This window comes from Entomomonas asaccharolytica (genome assembly GCF_016653615.1).
GTDB lineage: Bacteria > Pseudomonadota > Gammaproteobacteria > Pseudomonadales > Pseudomonadaceae > Entomomonas > Entomomonas asaccharolytica.
Genome location: NZ_CP067393.1, coordinates 313,483 through 333,700, shown reverse-complemented (window position 1 = coordinate 333,700; position 20,218 = coordinate 313,483). Strand labels below are relative to the sequence as shown.

Here is a 20,218-nt window from a genome sequence, read left to right as displayed (position 1 = left end):
TCTGTCTTATTTATACTTATTGCATTGTTTAACTCTATAACCAATATTTCTAATTCAATACTTGTTTATCAAGGATTAATTTTACCAACACGGTTAGGCTAATTGATTTATTGCTATAATTTAGGAAGACGCTCATCAAAGAGCTTATATAAACTCGAATCTTTAGGCCAATTACGTAAAAAGCGAGCACGATCTTTTGCATAACCGCGTTTAAAAGAATGAATACACTTATGTTGTTTAACCGCATCAAGATCAATTAACGTCCATTGATTATTTACCCAAAACAAATTAGTTCCTTTTAAATCACCATGGCTAATACGATGTTTAATAAGGCTAATAAATAAGTTATCTAAAGCCACTAACTCCGCCTCTGGCGGTCTACTATATTCATAAGGCTGTAAATGGGTTAATAAATCTGGCCCTGCTAAATACTCTGTTATAAACCAAGCTCTACCACGCATCCAACAACGACGTTCTTCTAATAAGGCAAGTGGCTTAGCGGTAGGAATACCCAATATCATTAACCTAAAACTCTCTTGCCATGAATGCCAACCACGTGTTGGCCGCCAGCAACGGCTTAACTTATGTTTAAGGTTCTTAATGTTATAACGTTTAATTAAAACATGCTTCCCATTAATAGTAGTATCAGCCACATTAGTAGTACCAAATCCCTTAATAAAACGCCCTTGGTCAATATAATAATCTGGCTCTGCTAAGAGTGGCGCTAATATTTCTTCTTCAGTACGAACCACACCATAAAAACCATTTGCGGTATTTTTTACACTAAATAATGTGCAGTCTCGTCTAATTTTTTTTAGTATATTTTCAACTCGCCACTTTCTTACTTTAATAATAGCTTGCTGTAAATCTGCCACTGATAAATTAATTGATGTATTTTGTGTTTGGTAAAACTCAATAAACTCTTGTAAAAAGTCATCTAGTTGCGGAGGTAACTGAGCAAAGAAAATGGCTAAATTATCTATTACTTTATTAATAGATAATGGTTGTCCAGCTTGTTCTACAGATATACCATCACCATCAATCCAATATAAAATACCACTTTGCTCTAACAGGTTATCTAAATGTAGATCTTGCTGCCACAAACCTTTTAAATGAAGTTGTGCGATAGCTGCTAATGCCTGCTGTAAAACCGTTTTTTGCTGTTCATTAAGCAATGGCTGATTAATAAATAATTGCCATTGTTGGTCAAGGGTTTGGCTATTCTCTAGGTACTCAAATAATAAATAGCCACCTTGTTCAGTGATTTGGTGAGCCAATAATTGAGGCGTATTGATTTGTTGCTGTGCTAATAAATTAACGCCTTTTAATTCCCTTTGATAATGCTTGTTTGCCTTGCTACCTACAAATAACTTGGCTAATACTACTTTATTCTGCCATTGAGCTCTTGCTACATAACGCTGATTAGGCAAAGTACGTAGTAAACTTTCTATTAGTAAACTATTAACATCATCTAACACTATAGATATTGGTAACTCAGGGGTACGGCCTGCATTAGTAAGCTCAATCAGTTTCAAGTACGACTCTCCTTGCGTTGATTACGCTTAATAAGTCGATTTAACCATTCAGTTACTTTTAAGGAGTCTTTTGACTTATCAAGATAAGCGCTAAGAAACAAACGATAATCGTCTTCTCGCCATTGATTTTTGGTGCGTCGTGCTAAGGTATCAATATCTTTTAAGCGGTCACGTTTACCAAAATGTAATCGTCTGGTTTTTTCTAAATCAATAAGGCAACTATCAAAACCATCAATACTAGGTTTTAGAAAGATATGTTTAGGATAGAAACAACCATGTAACACTTTCTTATCATGTAACTTTTTTAATAACAAGCCACAAGCTTTAATAATCATTTGTTGCGTTTCTGCTGCCATCGTAAACCAATCTGGCAAATAACTTTCTAAATCTTGCCAACCGTCTAACGCGTGGGTAAGTAATATCGCTTGTTTTTCATTAGGTAATGTTCTAGTGCCAAAAAAAGCAGCTGTTACAGCAGGAATACCTAATCGTTGATAGTATTCAATATTACGAAACTCGCGCGCAAATGTAGGTTCACCAAAAGGTACATACAGTGAGCGTGTTAGATGATTAGACTGGCGTTTTAAAAAATACCCTCTATCACCTAATTTCAGATAACTAACTGTACTCCAACCACCACGCTCACTATTGGGCTCATCGACATTTTCTAATTGAATATCCCATAATGCTTCAAAGCTATTTAGACCATTTTCAGCTAATAACTGTTCATCAGTAGAGGCAATGAAAACACTCATTCTCTTCCCTCATAAAGTCGTACAATACGTTTAATACGCTGTTTATCTTTATCATTTAAACGTTCACGCTCACGATATTGCAGATAAAAACGCAGACGTTGAGTACGGGTAAGCTGGTATTTGGCTACTTTATCTAAACAAGCTAGATCTTTGACACGACGGAAACTAAATATATAACCATACCAAAAAGCCCCTGTAGGACAATCAATAAAAAATAAATTTTGTTGATCATCCACTAATAAATTACGCCATTTCAAATCATTATGTGCAAAATTATGATCATGCATTTTACGGGTAGCTTTAGCCAATTGTAGGCTAACATTATTTACCCATTGATAATCATGTAGGCGAGAATCCTTTTGCTCCACCATTTGCGATAAATCTGTAGTGTTAGGAATTTCTTTAGTGACCATAGCACCGCGCACAAATAAGCCTTTGCGACGTTCCAAACCTGAAGCAACCACTTCAGCAGTAGGAATACCCCACTTTTTAAAACGTTGCATATTCTGCCATTCTCGTTTAATACGTGGCTTACCAAGGTACTTACGAATACCTTTACCTGCATCCCAATAACGCTTTACATAATAGCGAGTTCCCTCTATTTCCACACGCACTACTTCAGAAACACGATCCTTAGTAATACGCTCCCCCTCTAGAGCAAATACAGCTTCCAGATTACCAAAGCTATTGTGTAAATGCTGATAATCAGGATTTAACTTCCACTCAGCCATTAAATCGCCTCACCATACTTTTGCTTACGCTTATAAAGCTTTGCCGCTTTTTCTTCAAGCCACTGTAGAAGCTCTTTTTCATCCCTAAAAATATCAGCTAAAGGCTTTTGAAAATATACTTTTAAAAAACGTAATAAATCACGTCGCGTTAAACCAATCTCTAACACTGAAAAATAAAGTGCAGCCAAATCCTTATTACGCCAGCGCGTTGGTAATTGACTATGTATCTGCGCACGATGTAAATCAATCACTGATAATTTAAATTGTTCTGCTGTCACGGGCATATCTGTGTGCAATAAAAAATGGCAGATATAACAATCACGGTGATTTACACCCGCACGATGCATTTTCCCTACCATTTCTGCAACCCGATTAATCAACGCCCATTTTAGCTTTAGCTGAGGAGGCTCATTGATCCAATTTATGCTAAAATCTTCTAGACTAATCGTAGGTGCTAGCTCTTCTGTAATAATAAAAGAGTATTGTTTTGCTGGATTGGCACCCTTTTCACCAAAAGCCACTGCCGTCATGGTATCAACCCCTACTGACTGTAGTTTCTTAATAGCCATTAACTCTTGTCCAGCACCTAAAACTGGTAGTTTTGCTGTAATAAGATTTTTAAAAATTTCAGGCCAACCAATACCACGATGAATTTTGACGAAGTAACCCTTACCCTGAACCTCGGTACGTAATGTTTTACGTCCACTTAGTTCACGATAAACCTCTCCTTGCAAGTTTTCTACTTCAGTAAATGGATCCTTGTTTAACCACAAACTTTTAAAAGGTTCTGATAGCTCTAACTTCATTAACTGGCTTCCAAAATAATATCTGCAGCACGCTCTGGCATACTATAAATATCAGCATCTTTGGCATATGCTAGGCCGTTTTGTTGCCATTTAGCGCGTACTGACTCATCAGCTAGCATGGTTTGTAATGCTTGGTTTAAATTAGCTTGCTCAAAGGGGCTTTCAATAACAATGCCACACTCTGCTTCCTTAATATAATAAGCATATCCACAAACATCTGTGACTAATACAGGCAATCCTGCCACCATTGCTTCTAATAAAATAGTCCCTGTATTTTCATTATAGGCGGGATGAATAAGCACATCAGCTCCTAATAGAAAACGTGGGATATCACTACGACCTTTTAGAATAGTAACTTGTTCTGACAAGCCTAATTTCTTAATCATTAATAAGAAATTACGCGGTTCATCCTGCCCAATTACAATAAATTTAGTCCGTTTTCTTAACTCAGCAGGCAGGCTTGCTAAAGCTTTTAAAGAACGATCAAGCCCTTTAGTTTTAAAGCCTGAACCTATTTGCACTATCAATAACTCATCATCTTTAATATTAAATTCTTGTCTAAACTCAGCACGAATATCTGCTGCATTTGCAGGGGCTTTACGATCTGTGGCGATACCAGGTGGAAGTAAATGAAAACGCTCAGCAGGAGTTTTATAGTGTTTTACAAACAAAGGTTGTTGTAATGCTGAAATCATTAATATATGCGTTTTAGAGTGAACATCAAATACTGCTTTCTCATACTCATAAAAATGACGATAACGACCCGTTTTTTTATAAAATCCATGACGTAAATTTTGTGCTTTATCTTCAAAGCAAGGATCGGCGGCATAATAAACATCCAAATCTGGCATTTTATTAAAGCCAATCACTTTATCAACAGGACGCTTAGCTAAATCTGACTGCACCCAAGCTCTAAACTTTTCATTACGATTATGATTAAAAAAAGCTTTAACAGGTGCAATTAATACTTCAAAGCCTTCAGGAATATCCCCTTGCCAGATCATTGTATAAACACGAATACTGTGGCCGCGCCTCTTACATTCCTGTGCAATGCGCATAAAATCACGCTGCAACCCCCCGAAAGGAAAGTACTTATACAGGATAAAGGCTAATTGCATTACTTACTCCAAAAAACATACTACTTTATACCAAGTAGTTTAATTCAGATACGTCTATTTGTCTGAATAAATCATAACATTGTTTTACAACAAACAATAACCAATCTCTCCCCAAAAACATAATAAGATATTGATTTAAAAACAAATTACTATCAAAAACAAAGATGCTAACCAGTCTAGTTATATTCTAGGTATAATAGGCGACTTTATTATATAAAGTTATTTGTCTTTTAGGCTTTTTTTATTAATAAGACTAGGCGACAATAACCACCTATCTTGATATTAATGATTAGTTTGTAGGAGATCTTTAAAGATGCCAAGCCATCGTGAGTGCGCTAATGCTATCCGAGCCTTAAGTATGGATGCTGTTCAAAAAGCCAATAGTGGTCACCCAGGTGCCCCCCTAGGAATGGCCGATATTGCAGAAGTTTTATGGCGTGGTTTTTTAAAGCATAATCCTTTAAATCCTGATTGGTTTAACCGTGACCGTTTTGTGCTTTCCAATGGTCATGGCTCAATGTTGCTTTATTCTTTACTTCATTTATCAGGTTATAACCTATCTATTAATGATCTAAAAAATTTCAGACAATTTAAATCTCGCACACCAGGCCATCCAGAGTTTGGCTATACAGTTGGTGTGGAAACTACTACAGGCCCCTTAGGTCAAGGATTAGCTAATGCTGTAGGCATGGCAATTGCTGAAAAAGTACTGGCAGCCCAATTTAATAAACCCGAATTCCCATTAGTTGATCACCATACTTATGTATTTTTAGGTGATGGCTGTCTTATGGAAGGTATTTCACATGAAGCCAGCTCATTAGCAGGCACCTTAGAGCTAGGTAAATTAATCGCTTTCTATGACGACAATGGTATTTCTATTGATGGAGAAGTTGAAGGTTGGTTTACTGATGACTCCGCTCTTCGCTTTGAGTCTTATGGCTGGCAAGTAATTCGCAATGTAAATGGACATGATGCTGAAGAAATCAAAATAGCCATTGAAACAGCCAAGGCAGAAACAACTAAACCTACACTTATATGTTGTAAAACTATTATTGGTTTTGGTTCGCCTAATAAACAAGGTAAAGAAAGCAGTCATGGCGCTCCACTAGGTGCTGATGAAATATCAATTACCCGTGATGCATTAAATTGGCCACACGCACCTTTTGATATCCCTCATGATATTTATGCCGCTTGGGATCACAAACACGCAGGCACTGATGCAGAAAAAGCTTGGAATACCTTATTCTTTGAATACAAAAAGCAATTCCCAGAATTAACGGCAGAATTTGAACGCCGAGTATGGCGTGAATTGCCCGAAGATTTCTTAGAAAAAGCAGATCAATATATTGCTGAAATTGCTAATAAAGCAGAAACCATTGCTAGCCGTAAAGCGAGCCAAAACGCTTTAGATGCCTATGGTCCTTTATTACCTGAACTACTAGGTGGTTCTGCTGACTTAGCAGGTTCCAACCTAACATTATGGAAAGGTTGTAAAGGCATTGGCCCAGATGATGCCAGTGGCAACTATGTGTTTTATGGTGTTCGTGAATTTGGTATGAGCGCCATGATGAATGGTATTGCTTTACATGGTGGTTTTATCCCTTATGGCGCAACATTCCTCATTTTCATGGAGTATGCACGTAATGCTGTACGTATGTCAGCATTGATGAAACAACGCGTCATCTACGTGTTCACCCATGACTCTATTGGCTTAGGCGAAGATGGCCCTACTCATCAACCTATCGAGCAACTAGCCAGTTTACGCTTAACACCTAACTTAGATACTTGGCGCCCCTGTGATGCTGTTGAATCTGCGGTTGCTTGGAAATTAGCGATTGCTCGTGAAGATGGCCCTACTTCCCTAGTATTCTCACGTCAGAATCTACAACATCAAATACGTACTAATGAGCAAATTGCCAATATTGAGAAAGGTGGTTATATCCTAAAAGACTGCCAAGGTAAACCAGAGCTTATTTTAATTGCTACAGGTTCTGAAGTAGAACTAGCTACACAAGCTTACGAAGAATTAACAGTACAGGGTAAAAAAGTACGTGTTGTTGCAATGCCATGTACCTCTGTGTTTGATCGTCAAGAAATGGCCTATAAAGAAGCTGTATTACCTAGTGATGTTGCAGCAAGAGTAGCGATAGAAGCTGCTCACGTAGATTTCTGGTATAAATATGTAGGTCTTAATGGTCGTGTTATCGGTATGACAACCTTTGGTGAGTCAGCGCCAGCTCCTATGTTATTTAAAGAATTCGGTTTTACCGTTGAAAACGTAGTAGCTATTGCCAATCAATTACTTTAATACTGTACTTAATAAAAAAGGTTTAACACTATGCATGTTTTAAAAATGGAAGATCTTGATTTAACGGGTAAACGAGTACTTATTCGTGAAGATCTTAATGTTCCTGTTAAAAACGGTATCATTACTAGTGACGCGAGATTAGTAGCTTCATTACCCACCATTAAACAAGCATTAAAGCAAGGTGCGGCTGTTATTGCATGTTCTCACTTAGGGCGACCAGAAGAAGGTATATTTTCTGAAGAAAATAGTCTTGCTCCTGTGGCAAATTACCTAAGTATCGCTTTAAAGCAGCCTGTACCATTAATTAAAGACTATTTAGAAACGCCTATTAAAATTGAAGCAGGTAAAGTTGTTTTATTGGAAAATGTACGCTTTAACAAAGGTGAAAAGAAAGACAACGATCAGTTAGCACAACAATATGCTAATCTGTGCGACGTCTTTGTAATGGATGCCTTTGGTACAGCTCACCGCGCACAAGCCTCTACTCATGGGGTAGCAAAATTTGCCAAAATAGCCGCAGCAGGTCCTTTATTAAGCGCTGAACTAGAAGCGCTTGCTAAAGCATTATCCAATCCTGCTAAACCAATGGCTGCTATTGTGGCAGGTTCTAAAGTTTCCACTAAATTAGATGTACTTAATTCTTTAGCTAAGATTTGTGATCAATTAATTGTAGGTGGAGGTATTGCTAATACTTTCTTAGCTGCTGCTGGTTATCCTGTTGGTAAATCACTTTACGAGCCTGAATTAGTGGATACGGCTAAGCAAATAGCGCAACAAGTGAATGTGCCATTACCTACTGATGTTGTTGTGGCGAAAGCTTTTGCTGCTGATGCAGAAGCAACTGTTAAAGACATTAATGATGTAACTGATGATGATATGATTTTGGATATTGGCCCAAAAACAGCGGCTCATTTTGCACAGCTATTAAGTACATGTAAAACGATCTTATGGAATGGCCCAGTTGGTGTATTTGAATTTGATCAATTTGCCAAAGGTACTGAAACACTTGCCAAGGCAATTGCAACAAGTAACGCTTTCTCCATTGCAGGGGGTGGTGATACCTTAGCCGCAATCGATAAATTCGGTGTAACAGAACAAATATCTTATATTTCAACAGGTGGCGGGGCTTTCTTAGAGTTCGTGGAGGGGAAAGTATTGCCAGCCGTAGCTATCTTAGAGCAACGGGCAAAAAACGCATGATATACGAAAAGTGAATAGGTAATAATACTGTTTTGCTATTTAATGGTAAAAAAGTAGCTTTAATCATAAAGTTACTTCGACTTAACAAATGATCTCTATTAATGAATCATACTAATCGTTGAGAACAATAGATGAAAATTTTACAGTTAATCAGCTTAGTAATAAGTGTCATATTTTTGCTTAGCTGTAGCCATGATGAAACAGAAACAACACCTACCACTGTACCTAATTATCAATGGACCTGTGATACAGGGACTATTGTAGAATGGAAAGCAGAAGACTTAACCGCTAACAAAATCCAATTACGTTTAGATAATGGTCAAAAACTATATATTCTAAATAAAATATACACTACAGATATTGGTACACTTTACTCCAATGGCGAACTTGCCTTTAGAGTTAAAAATCAAACTGGTGAAATATTTTGGGCTGGTAATGATGAGATAATTGGTCAAAATTGTAGATAAATAAGACCAGTTACTAAATAATAGATTTCAAATGTAGGAGATACTTTAAAGATGGCATTAATTAGTATGAGACAAATGCTAGACCACGCAGCAGAATATGGCTATGGCATTCCTGCTTTTAATGTAAATAACCTTGAACAAATGCGCGCCATTATGGAAGCAGCGGATAAAACAGACTCTCCTGTTATTGTTCAAGCCTCAGCAGGTGCTAGAAAATATGCAGGTGCTCCTTTTTTAAGACACCTTATTTTAGCCGCTGTAGAAGAATTTCCACATATCCCTGTTGTGATGCACCAAGATCATGGAACTAGTCCTGCTGTTTGCCAACGTTCTATCCAATTAGGTTTTTCATCCGTCATGATGGATGGTTCATTAGGCGAAGATGGCAAAACCCCAACAGATTATGATTACAATGTTCGTGTAACCCAACAAACTGTCTATATGGCACATGCCTGTGGTGTTTCAGTAGAAGGTGAACTTGGCTGTTTAGGTAGTTTAGAAACAGGAATGGCAGGCGAGGAAGATGGTATTGGTGCAGAAGGTGTTTTAGACCATAGCCAATTACTCACTGACCCAGAAGAAGCAGCTCAATTTGTAAAAGCTACAGAAGTAGATGCTTTAGCTATTGCGATTGGTACCAGTCATGGAGCCTATAAATTCACTAAACCACCTACTGGTGATACCTTATCTATTGCGCGCATTAAAGAAATTCATGCGCGCATTCCTGATACCCACTTAGTTATGCATGGCTCTAGCTCTGTACCTCAAGAATGGTTAAAAGTGATTAATGAGTTTGGTGGAGAAATCCCTGAAACTTATGGCGTACCTGTAGAAGAAATTGTTGAAGGTATTAAATATGGGGTACGCAAAGTCAACATTGATACAGACCTGCGTTTAGCCTCAACTGGGGCTATTCGTCGTTTCTTAGCACAACATCCTAGTGAGTTTGATCCACGTAAATATTTTGCTAAAACCATAGAAGCTATGCGCGATATCTGTATAGCTCGCTATGAAGCATTTGGTTCAGCTGGAAATGGCTCAAAAATTAAACCTGTGACTCTAGAAGTAATGGCTAATCGTTATGCAAAAGGTGATTTAAAGCCCAAGATTAATTAAAGCTTAATATGCACAGATATCGTATATAAAACCTTAAACAAGAAAAACGCTCTGTGCTATAGTATAAGGTATGTCTAAATCCAGCCCCTAGGCTGGATTTAGTTTTTTACCATCCAAAGGACGATATGACATGAAAAAGATAGTTGTTATACTAGTTATCGTTGCTGCAATAATTATTGCGCCCTTTATTACAGGGAAGATAATAGAAAAACAATTTGAGAATAAAGTAGCGCTTGTAAACAGTAAACTAGAAAAAGTTTTTCACCAAAAAGATCTTATTAAACTAGAATACCATTCGGGTTGGTTTAGCTCATCCGCTAAAACAACAGTGGGTGATGTGGTAATGAACCATCATATTACACATGGCCCATACTGTACTTTTGGTGTAGCGCAAATTGATAGTGCATTTAAAATATCAGAAAAAGCAGAAAAGGAACTAGCGACCTTATTTGATGGTAAAAAACCTTATTCCATTACCACTAAATTAGGTTTCTCAGGTACTACTCATTTAAATATTCAATCTCCTGCTTTTGGTGAAAAAGAATTACCAAATAATCCCAAAGTAAAAATTGTTTGGCAGGGCCTAGAGTTTTCTTCTGATATTACCAAAAACACTGTAAGCTCTACTTTTTCACTGCCTAAATTTGTTTTCAAAGAGGGTAATGGTACTCTCTCAATTGAAAATATTAAGAGTCAAGGTAAAGGTGATCGCTTTCTTGATAATGAGTTAAACTTAGTATTATCTAAAAACTTCAAAATGGATAGTGACGCAAGCATTGGCAAAATAACCTTTGATCTTTTAAATGAAAGCCAACCTGTAAATATTCAAATAAATAATATTACTACTCAGATAAAAACTAACAATAATAATTACACCAGTAACTTTGCAATTGAAAATATTATGGGTAAAGCTGATGTTTACTCGTTTTCTACTAACAGCATTAATATAAATAGTGACGCTGTTGACCCCTTCTGGATCTTAAGAAGCAACCTAAAAGAAGCAGATTGGAGTTCCAAGATAGTTGCATCAGCAAAGAATATTAAATTTAACAACCCAGAAGAAGCAATCCAAGTTGCGCTTGATTACCATCAAGAACAGCAATCAATGGATAATGATAAAAAAATAGGCTATCGTGAACTTTATAGAGCCTCTAATATTAATATTCAAGCTGCTAACTATGACAACTTTATTAATAATAGTGAATTAAGCTATCAAATTAATGGCTTGCCAAAAGAGCAACTGTCTATCCTTTTAGCGAACTATATTGATTTTATCAAACACAGTTTTATATCAAACTTTAATAAAGGATTTGATAAATACAGCACTGATGATACTTATGCAATTATGATGCAATATCAAAGTAAACTTATATCATCAGGACAAGATCTTGCAGTGGCTACTTTACAAAACACACCAGAAGTTACTGCTGACTTTAAATTACAGGGTAATAAAGGGGATGCGAATATTAGTTTTAAAGCTTCCCTTGTTAAACCTGACGCTAGCACTACTAATATTCAACAGCTAGTCATAGGAGCCTTACCTCGCATAAATGCTAAGCTTTCTATAAATATTGCTGAGTCACTTATTGATGCTATTGCATTACTAGTTGGACTTGATGAAGAACAGTTAGTTGATTTAAAACGCGAAGCTAAACAGCGTTTTCCTATTATTGATAATAATGGCCAATACTCCGTAGAAGTTGAATTTAAAGATAGCGACTTCCATGTCAACGGAGTACTTGACCCCACTTTTTTACAAAAATATTCACAAGAATTTAGACAGTTTTAATATATAGGAGCATATATTTTGAATAAGGGTATTATTATTGGAGGGATCGTTGTTTTAGTTGGTGCTGCCAGCCCATATTTTTGTGGTAGCGCTATTGAAAGCAAATTTGATAACCAAATAAAAGAGTTTCAAGTAGCTTTAAAACAAATGGATCCAAGCCTAACATTAGAAAAAACTGAGTATTCAAAAGGGTGGTTTTCCTCTACAGCAAAAACAGTGCTAACTGTGGATCGCGAAAAAATTCCTTTAGAACATAAAATTACTCATGGTCCTTTTAGCTATTTTGGCATAGGAAAAATACAAACGAACATTGTATTTAATGACCAACAGAAACAAGTTGTTGATAGTTTATTTGCAGGTAAACAACCTATATTAGTCACTACTAATGTTGGTTTTTCTGGAGTGAAATCTATTGAACTTTACTCTGCTGAAATTAATAATAAGCCAGACCCTACCGACCCTTCAACTACTATAAACTGGGGAGGAATGACTGGTAACTTTAATATCAATGGAGATCGCATAATCACCGATGTTAACGTACCGAAATTCTCACTTACCCAAACTAGAAAATCTGTAGAAATACTTGGCCTTACAATAAAAGGTGATAGTGCTTATAGTAATGATAAAGATAAATTGGCAGCTATTAACTGGGCAGGAAACGCCTCACTTAATATTGACAAGTTCTTGGTACAATCACCAGAAGGCATATATAGCTCAAAAATTGCACTTAATGCAGTTTCCACTGATGACAAAGCTAATCTAGGTTATAACTCTACTTTAAAATTCACTAATATTGTAGTACCTCAAGACCTTCGTATTACTACAGCAGATAGTGATTTAGTAGAGTTTGGCATTGGTTTTAATGGTATTCCTAAAAAACCTTTTGTTGATTTCCTCAAGAAAGTAGATGAAATTCAACAACAAGGTAGAACACCATCAGACAGCGAAGTAATGCGTATAGGAGAACCTTTTGTTATTGCTGCATTACAAGGCACACCTAGCATTACAGCCCATGCATTAATTACTAGTAAACAAGGTGATGCAAATATAAATGCAGAAGCTAAATTAGCAACCGCTGATACGGCAACGGACATGATGAGCCTAGCCATGAATGCTATGAATCGCTTAGAAATAACCGTTACTCCAAGCTTCTCTGAAAGTTTATTAGATGAAGTAGTAAATGAAGGCCAACTACGTATAAATAAAGATGAATTTATTATGGGTATTACTGAGAACAACCGTTTTATTTTAAATAATGGTAAGTTCTCCGGTAAGTTCGAATTCAAACAAGGTCAATTCTATAGCAATGGTCAACCTGATCCAGAGCTACAACAAAATATATATTATATATTACCTAGCGGCCTATTCTAGTTTCATATTACAGAGGCTACATAACTTGTAGCCTCTAGTTTTATCCATCTCTTCTTGTTCCCTTTCCTCGTTTTTTAATTAACAACTTATACCTATAAATTAAGCTTAAATTAATTTAATTATTCTATGATATTTCTTGTAATTAGAATGTTTCCTATTCATATACATTCATTACACCTAAGGAAAACATTGTATTACACGGATGTGCTGATGAAAATTATTTGTAACCCCACAAATAATAGCAGGGACGCTGATTTCTTCAATTAATACACTCATCAATACTCTAAATACATATCCGTTTATTTTTACAATTCTTTTACAATCTTATACAGATAACAAACAACTCATTAAAACATAAACGGGATAATGGTACTATCATTACACACAAGGAGTACCATCATGAAACGAACACTATTTTCACTACTTGCTATCCCTGTATTGTCACTTATGACAATAGTTAGTGCTACGGCTGCACCTAAAATTATTATTAAATCGGAATTAGCTTCGCCTGTGATATTAGAAAATGCACAAGATAAAAACTATCTAAAAATCTCTTTAACTGGTTTTCCACTAGATGTAAAAAAACGCAGCCCAATTAACTTAGCATTAGTTATTGATCGCTCTACCTCAATGAGTGGTGATCGTATAGAAAAGGCTAGAGATGCTGCTATTATGACAGTTAATATGCTGAGTAGCGAAGATACATTATCGGTTATTACCTACGACAGTTCTGCGGAAGTGATTATTCCCGCCACCAAAGTAACAGACAAAGAAAAGTTAATTGCTAAAATTAAGCAAAATATCAATCCTCGCGGTATGACTGCGCTATTCGCTGGTGTTAGCAAAGGCATTAATCAAGTTAATAAACACCTTGATAAAGAACAAATTAACCGTATTATTTTATTATCTGATGGCCAAGCCAATGTTGGCCCTACCTCTATCAAAGAACTTTCTGAATTAGCCAGAACAGCCGCCAAAAAAGGTATTACCATTAGCACCATAGGTATAGGCGAAGGTTATAATGAAGATTTAATGACAGCGATTGCGGGTTATAGCGATGGCAACCATGCTTTTGTAGCCCATTCAGCTGATTTAGAAAAAATCTTCACCAAAGAATTTAAAGATGTTATGTCTGTAGTAGCACAAGATGTAGAAGTTATTATTAAAACAGCGGATGGGGTTAAACCCGTTCGTCTATTAGGTAGAGATGGAGAAATCACAGGTAATACTATCACTGTAAAACTAAACCAACTGTATTCTAACCAAGAAAAATATGTACTACTTGAAGTTATTCCTGCGAAAGGTTCAGCAGAACAACAAAAAGACTTAGCAAAAGTACAGGTTTCTTATAACAACCTTAGCAGTAAAAAACTTGAAAACTATGATGAAAAAATAGCTGTTCGTTATAGCAAATCTGCTGATGTAGTAAAACAAGCTCAAGTTGATGAAATTGTTGTTGACTCAGCAATCCAAAAAGCCGCTATAGAAAATGAACGTGCTATTCAATTAATGGATCAAGGCAAAGTGGAAGAAGCTAAAGCAGTACTACAAACCAATGCGGCACAAATGGAAGCGTTACCTGTTACTGCGCCAGCTGCAAGAATGAAAGCCGAGCAAAGTGCAGCAGCTAATAAACAACTATTTGATAAAGTTAGTACAGAAAGTAAAGCATCATCAAGGAAAGCATTAAAAGAGTCTAACTACAAGACTCAAAAACAACAGCAATAATTCAGTTATAATACCGTCGATAGACAAACTATAGCTGTTTGCATAGATTTTAGACAAGGCAAGTGGCTGACGACGATACAAATAGTACGTCTAAGCCACTCAACAAAGTATAAAATGGTAGAGTAATAGCTATATGTCAACGGTAAGGGTTAAAGATGACTACCAGCAAAGCACCTAAAAGTTATGCTTTTTTCCTAATTATTGGTTTAATAATTTTTGGATTAGTAGGTTATCTTGGTTTTCGCACTATCGAACATCAAGCACTTTTAAAACATTACCAAATTGAAGAAATTGCCCAAAGCCGTATTAATGAAGCAGATAAATTTATTAAAAATCTGCTTAATCAAAAAGCAACTCGTCTTGATGCAATTGCTAATTTTCTACAACTTGATGATTACTCATTAAAACAATTTACTGATAATGATACAGACGTTGATAACTTGTTTATTTTACAAAATAACCAACTTACCTACCCTAACCAACAAACAGATTTATCTCAAAAGCAACAACAACTAATCGCTACTATCACTCCCCTTATTAACGACCCTAACTCGCTTTATGCACCAAGTATTACTAATGAAAATATTAGACCTCATTCGGGTTGGTATATTAACTACAGTAATCAAACACCCTTACTTATATACTGGTCTAATAAAGATAGTCTAACGATTGGTTTCTGCATTTCCTATGTCAACTTTTTAGCTGATGTAATTAATAACGCAAACCTTAGCTATGACAATGGTAGTTTAAAAATTACTGAAAATGATCGACTACTTTATCAAAGCACTACCGATATAAATAATTTACATCTACTGGCCAATAAAAACTTAGCCTACCCTCTTACTAATTGGCAAATTAGTTATTATGGAGAACCCACTCACACCTTAGCCATCTATCTATGGGGTATAGTAATTATCCTATTACTACTTATCGCTATTGGTTTGATTTTGTATAACCTCTACAGAGAGTATATGCGTACCACACGCCAAGCAATGCAACAAGTAAACTTTGTTAGCCAAGTTTCTCATGAGTTAAAAACGCCCCTTACCAATATCACCCTTTATGCAGAATTATTAAAAGAAGAACAAGAAGCAGAGAATACAGATCAACAAGCTTATACTGAAGTGATTATTAATGAGAGTCAGCGTTTATCACGCTTAATACAAAATATTCTTAGCTTTACTAAAACGCCCAAAATACATTTAACCACTTTTAATCTAAGTGAAACACTTATTCAAATCGCCCATACTTTCTCACCCTCCTTTAAGAGTAAAGGAATAAACTTAGTTTTAACTATTCCTGATAATATCAAGGTTACTTCTGATATTGACCGTGTTACCCAAATTATCTGTAATTTTCTTAGCAATTCTGAAAAATATGCAGCTCAGGGAAAGCAAGTTGATCTTAGTTTAATGCCACATACTAATTATATTGATATTCAAGTACGCGATTATGGTAACGGTATAGCCAATAAAGAACATAAACTTATTTTTACTCCCTTCTATCGTATTAAATCTACTATTACAGAAGGTGTTTCTGGTACAGGCATTGGGCTTACCATTGCCAAACAATTAGCTACTAGCCTACAAGCTGAAATTCTTATTACAAATACTAATCCTGGGGTATGCTTTACCTTACGACTTTGGCAACTAACAGACTCACAAGGAACAGGTAATTAATAATGAAAATTCTTATTGCTGAAGATGATCTTAATATTCGCCTAGGTTTAGAAAAAGCATTAGCACGAGAAGGCTATACACTAATTACCGCAGAAAATGGAAAAGTAGCTTTAGAAAAATATCAACAACAAAAACCTGACTTTATTATTCTTGATATTATGATGCCAGAATTAGATGGCTATTCTGTATGTCGAGAAATTCGTAAACATAACGACCATATCCCTATAATATTTTTATCCGCTAAAGATGAAGAAATTGATCGTGTAGTCGGTTTAGAATTAGGTGCAGATGATTATATTAGTAAACCTTTTGGTATCCATGAAATAAGAGCGAGAATAAAAACCATTGCTCGCCGTTGTTTACGTAATACAACAGAAAAAACAGATAATCATTTTCCCTTTGGCGACTTAATTGTTTACCCAAATGAACTTTGTGCAACGCGAGGTGAACAACGACTAGAGCTATCACTAAGAGAAATAAAAATTCTAGAATGTCTTTATACTTACCGCAATCAAGTAGTCACCAGAGATATGCTATTTAATGCAGCATGGGGCTATGAACATATCCCCAATAGCCGAACATTAGATCAACATATTTCCCATTTACGAAAAACCATTGAGTTAGATGCCAATAATCCACAGCTTATAAAAACCGTGCATGGTATGGGATATCGATATCAAAAAAATTAAATAGTTATTTTTTCGTTTAATAATTAAAAATTTAATTTTATTTTAAGTGTTAATTTATATAATTGTTTCCATCATCCTCAAGTAACGAAAGGAGTTCCCACAATGGGATTAATGTTTACTGGAATTGGTTTAAATCTACTTGGTGTTTTTTATATCTATTACTATGTTACAGAACTAAGTCCTTCCTCTGGTGCAGAAGGTTTGATATTGGTCGTATTAGCTTGCTGGCTGCTATCTCTAATTGGTGGTGGCTTAGCAGCAATGGGTAAGCGTAAGGTTGGTTCTATACTTGTTATTATTGGAAGTGTTATTTTTGTTCCACTTGGAATGGTAGCTATTTTTGGTGCAATAAGAATAAAAGAACCCACCCAAATTGACTTAGAAACCCGTCGTCAAGCTGCTGCTAACCTACAGGAAAATAATAATGACTAATACAACTCCAGAAACCCCTCAAAATACCAATATATTTTATGCTCGAAAATATACTGGATTAAATATAGGGGTTGCTATCCTATTAATTATAGTAGGTCTTTTCGCTGTTTCCATGGTAGGTGCTGGTGGAGCGCCTATTGGCATTGGTATATTATTTATTATTATCACTATCATGACTTATAATATGCATTATGTAATCATAGGTGAAGACTATATAGCAGTAAAGCCTGCGCCTGCAAGAAGTAGAGTTAATATTCTATTCAGTGAAATTACTTCTGTAACCAAAGAGCTAAAAAAAATTACTATTTTTTATAAAATACATGGTGAACAGAACGCTCAAGAAAAGAAAGTAATCATTGCTTTAAATATATTAGAAGAATCTGAAAAACAAAGATTATTGCTAGTGCTTAATAATGCGCTTGGTGAAAAAATTAAATAGTCTTTTCTTTATAGCAAACCTCTCTTAAAAGTGAAGATTATGTAATTTTTATACTTCCCTATGTAAAAGTAAATATAATAATCTTTATAAAAATAATGGCTATATTAGGTTAACAGAAACATTAACCAAATACAGCCACTTTATATTTTTAAACTAAAACTAAATAAAATCTTTTTCCCATAGTGCTTTTATTATCTGCTCTACACCCTGTTCTATTGAAGTGGTTTGGGTATCGATAATAATATCTGCATCTAAAGGCTCATCATAAGGGAAGGAAATAGCAGGAATATTATCTTCACTTGCCGCATATAATCCTTGTGGATCACGTTCTTTACAGGCTTCTAAAGAAGCTTTTACATAGACTGTAATTAACCGATCACTACCAATAATTGCTTTTGCCTGCTCACGCCCCTCGCTATCAGGGGCAACAAACGCAGCTAGAGCAATTAACCCTGCTTCATTAAATTGGCGTGCTACATTAGCAGCACGTAACCAGTTTTCAGTACGTCCTGCTCTGTCTTGTGGTAAGCCTTTATTTAAATCACGGCGTAGATTTTGACCGTCTAGCACGTAAACTGCACGGCCACGATCAAATAAACGACGTTCTACCCCATAAGCCAGCGTACTTTTACCTGCACCTGATAAGCCAGAAAATAAAATAGTAACAGGTTTTTGACCAAAACGCTGTACACGTTCAGCCACACTCACATGAGCATTATTACCATGTCGATTAATACCCGTGCCTGTAGGTGCAGCAATAATCATGCCTGCGCCTACAGTACCATTAGTTAAACGATCAACAATAATAAATGCACCTGTAGTACGATTTTGCTCATAGCCATCTAAAGCTATAGGGGCATCTAATGCTACTTTTACTTTAGCAATTTCATTAAGCTTTAATTCACTCGCTGCTTTATGCTCTAAGGTATTAACATCTACGCTATGTTCTATAGTGGCAATAGTGCCAGGAATATAACTGGTAGCACGTTTAATATCGTACTTCTTACCTGGCCTCATTGGCTCTTCAGCCATCCATACTAACATTGCTTCAAAGCTATCCGTAACCTGCGGTACCGAGTCTGCATGCACTAACAAATCACCACGAGAAATATCAATTTCATCTTCTAAGGTTAAGGTAATAGCTTCACCCGGAATTGCCTGTTCTAATTCACCTGCAAAGGTTACTATTGATTTTACTTTACTGGACTTACCAGAAGGCAATACTAAAACTTCATCACCTTTACGCACAATACCGCTAGCTAATGTACCTGCAAAACCACGGAAGTTTAAGTTAGGACGATTAACATATTGCACAGGGAAACGTAAGTCAGTTAAATTACGGTCTGCTGCAATTTCCACTGTCTCCAAAATTTCCATAAGTGATTTACCATCATACCAAGGTGTATGCTCACTATGGTTTACTACGTTGTCACCTTTTAAAGCAGACATAGGCACAAAGTAAATCGCTTCACTATTTACATTAAGTTGCTTCGCAAATTCTAAGTAATCGGCTTTTATTTTCTCAAATACTGATTGCCCATATCCCATTAAATCCATTTTATTAATGGCAACGACAATATGCTTGATACCTAGTAAAGAGGCAATAAAACTATGACGTCTAGTTTGGGTTTGGACACCGTGTCTAGCATCTATTAAGATAATAGCTAAATCACAGGTAGAAGCACCTGTCGCCATATTACGGGTATACTGTTCATGGCCAGGGGTATCTGCAATAATAAATTTACGCTTAGCTGTACTAAAATAACGATAAGCTACATCAATGGTAATGCCTTGCTCACGCTCTGCTTGTAGCCCATCTACTAATAAAGCCAAGTCCACATCATCACCTGTGGTACCTACTTTTTTAGAATCTTTGGTAATAGCTTCTAACTGATCTTCATAGATCATTTTTGAATCATGCAGTAAACGACCAATCAAGGTACTTTTACCATCGTCCACATTACCGCAGGTTAAAAAGCGTAATAGTTCTTTACGTTCGTGTTGTGCTAAGTAAGCCAAAATATCTTGGCTAATTAATTCTGATTGATGTGACAT

The 20,218-nt window shown here is 36.0% G+C and carries 17 protein-coding genes; 11 read left to right on the top strand and 6 right to left on the bottom strand.

Features of this window, described 5'->3' with window-relative positions; all coding sequences use genetic code 11:
• Positions 1-113 precede the first annotated feature (113 nt).
• The 5 genes from JHT90_RS01535 to JHT90_RS01515 are packed head-to-tail and all read right to left on the bottom strand — an operon-like array spanning position 114 to position 4,945.
• Complete coding sequence (locus JHT90_RS01535; protein WP_201093255.1) at positions 114-1,535, bottom strand: lipopolysaccharide kinase InaA family protein; 1,422 nt, start codon at positions 1,533-1,535, stop codon at positions 114-116.
• Complete coding sequence (locus JHT90_RS01530) at positions 1,532-2,290, bottom strand: lipopolysaccharide kinase InaA family protein (protein WP_201093253.1); 759 nt, start codon at positions 2,288-2,290, stop codon at positions 1,532-1,534. Before JHT90_RS01530 ends, JHT90_RS01535 begins: the two co-directional genes overlap by 4 nt.
• Positions 2,287-3,021, bottom strand: coding sequence for a lipopolysaccharide kinase InaA family protein (locus JHT90_RS01525; protein WP_201093251.1), 735 nt, complete (start codon positions 3,019-3,021; stop codon positions 2,287-2,289). The genes JHT90_RS01530 and JHT90_RS01525 overlap by 4 nt, the downstream gene beginning before the upstream one ends.
• Positions 3,021-3,827, bottom strand: a complete 807-nt coding sequence (gene rfaP, locus JHT90_RS01520; RefSeq protein ID WP_201093246.1) for a lipopolysaccharide core heptose(I) kinase RfaP — start codon at positions 3,825-3,827, stop codon at positions 3,021-3,023. Before rfaP ends, JHT90_RS01525 begins: the two co-directional genes overlap by 1 nt.
• A complete protein-coding gene (locus tag JHT90_RS01515) occupies positions 3,827-4,945 on the bottom strand; it encodes a glycosyltransferase family 4 protein (protein ID WP_201093244.1) in 1,119 nt (372 codons plus the stop codon). The genes rfaP and JHT90_RS01515 overlap by 1 nt, the downstream gene beginning before the upstream one ends.
• Before the next feature lie 313 nt (positions 4,946-5,258).
• Here JHT90_RS01515 and tkt point away from each other — a divergent pair, with 313 nt between their 5' ends.
• The 11 genes from tkt to JHT90_RS01460 all read left to right on the top strand — a co-directional run bounded on the left by tkt (position 5,259) and on the right by JHT90_RS01460 (position 18,163).
• Positions 5,259-7,253: a transketolase gene (gene tkt / locus JHT90_RS01510; RefSeq protein WP_201093242.1), complete on the top strand. Its 1,995-nt coding sequence runs from the start codon at positions 5,259-5,261 to the stop codon at positions 7,251-7,253.
• Between the two features lie 30 nt (positions 7,254-7,283).
• Positions 7,284-8,453: a phosphoglycerate kinase gene (locus tag JHT90_RS01505; protein WP_201093240.1), complete on the top strand. Its 1,170-nt coding sequence runs from the start codon at positions 7,284-7,286 to the stop codon at positions 8,451-8,453.
• 131 nt (positions 8,454-8,584) lie between these two features.
• Positions 8,585-8,920, top strand: a complete 336-nt coding sequence (locus JHT90_RS01500) for a hypothetical protein (RefSeq protein ID WP_201093238.1) — start codon at positions 8,585-8,587, stop codon at positions 8,918-8,920.
• A gap of 51 nt (positions 8,921-8,971) precedes the next feature.
• Entirely contained in the window at positions 8,972-10,036 is a 1,065-nt protein-coding gene (gene fba / locus JHT90_RS01495; RefSeq protein ID WP_201093236.1) for a class II fructose-bisphosphate aldolase, read from the top strand.
• Positions 10,037-10,166: 130 nt separating this feature from the next.
• The gene (locus JHT90_RS01490; protein ID WP_201093234.1) at positions 10,167-11,825 is read left to right on the top strand and encodes a DUF945 family protein; all 1,659 of its coding nucleotides are present in this window, start codon (positions 10,167-10,169) and stop codon (positions 11,823-11,825) included.
• An 18-nt stretch (positions 11,826-11,843) separates the two neighbouring features.
• Positions 11,844-13,196, top strand: a complete 1,353-nt coding sequence (locus tag JHT90_RS01485) for a DUF945 family protein (protein ID WP_201093232.1) — start codon at positions 11,844-11,846, stop codon at positions 13,194-13,196.
• 399 nt (positions 13,197-13,595) lie between these two features.
• Entirely contained in the window at positions 13,596-14,924 is a 1,329-nt protein-coding gene (locus JHT90_RS01480) for a vWA domain-containing protein (RefSeq protein WP_201093230.1), read from the top strand.
• 155 nt (positions 14,925-15,079) lie between these two features.
• The gene (locus tag JHT90_RS01475; RefSeq protein WP_201093228.1) at positions 15,080-16,603 is read left to right on the top strand and encodes a sensor histidine kinase; all 1,524 of its coding nucleotides are present in this window, start codon (positions 15,080-15,082) and stop codon (positions 16,601-16,603) included.
• Positions 16,604-16,605: 2 nt separating this feature from the next.
• A complete protein-coding gene (locus JHT90_RS01470) occupies positions 16,606-17,292 on the top strand; it encodes a response regulator transcription factor (RefSeq protein ID WP_201093226.1) in 687 nt (228 codons plus the stop codon).
• A 102-nt stretch (positions 17,293-17,394) separates the two neighbouring features.
• Positions 17,395-17,724: a hypothetical protein gene (locus JHT90_RS01465; protein WP_201093224.1), complete on the top strand. Its 330-nt coding sequence runs from the start codon at positions 17,395-17,397 to the stop codon at positions 17,722-17,724.
• A complete protein-coding gene (locus JHT90_RS01460; protein WP_201093222.1) occupies positions 17,717-18,163 on the top strand; it encodes a hypothetical protein in 447 nt (148 codons plus the stop codon). The genes JHT90_RS01465 and JHT90_RS01460 overlap by 8 nt, the downstream gene beginning before the upstream one ends.
• A gap of 159 nt (positions 18,164-18,322) precedes the next feature.
• Here JHT90_RS01460 and cysN read toward each other — a convergent pair whose 3' ends face one another.
• Entirely contained in the window at positions 18,323-20,218 is a 1,896-nt protein-coding gene (gene cysN / locus JHT90_RS01455) for a sulfate adenylyltransferase subunit CysN (protein ID WP_201093220.1), read from the bottom strand.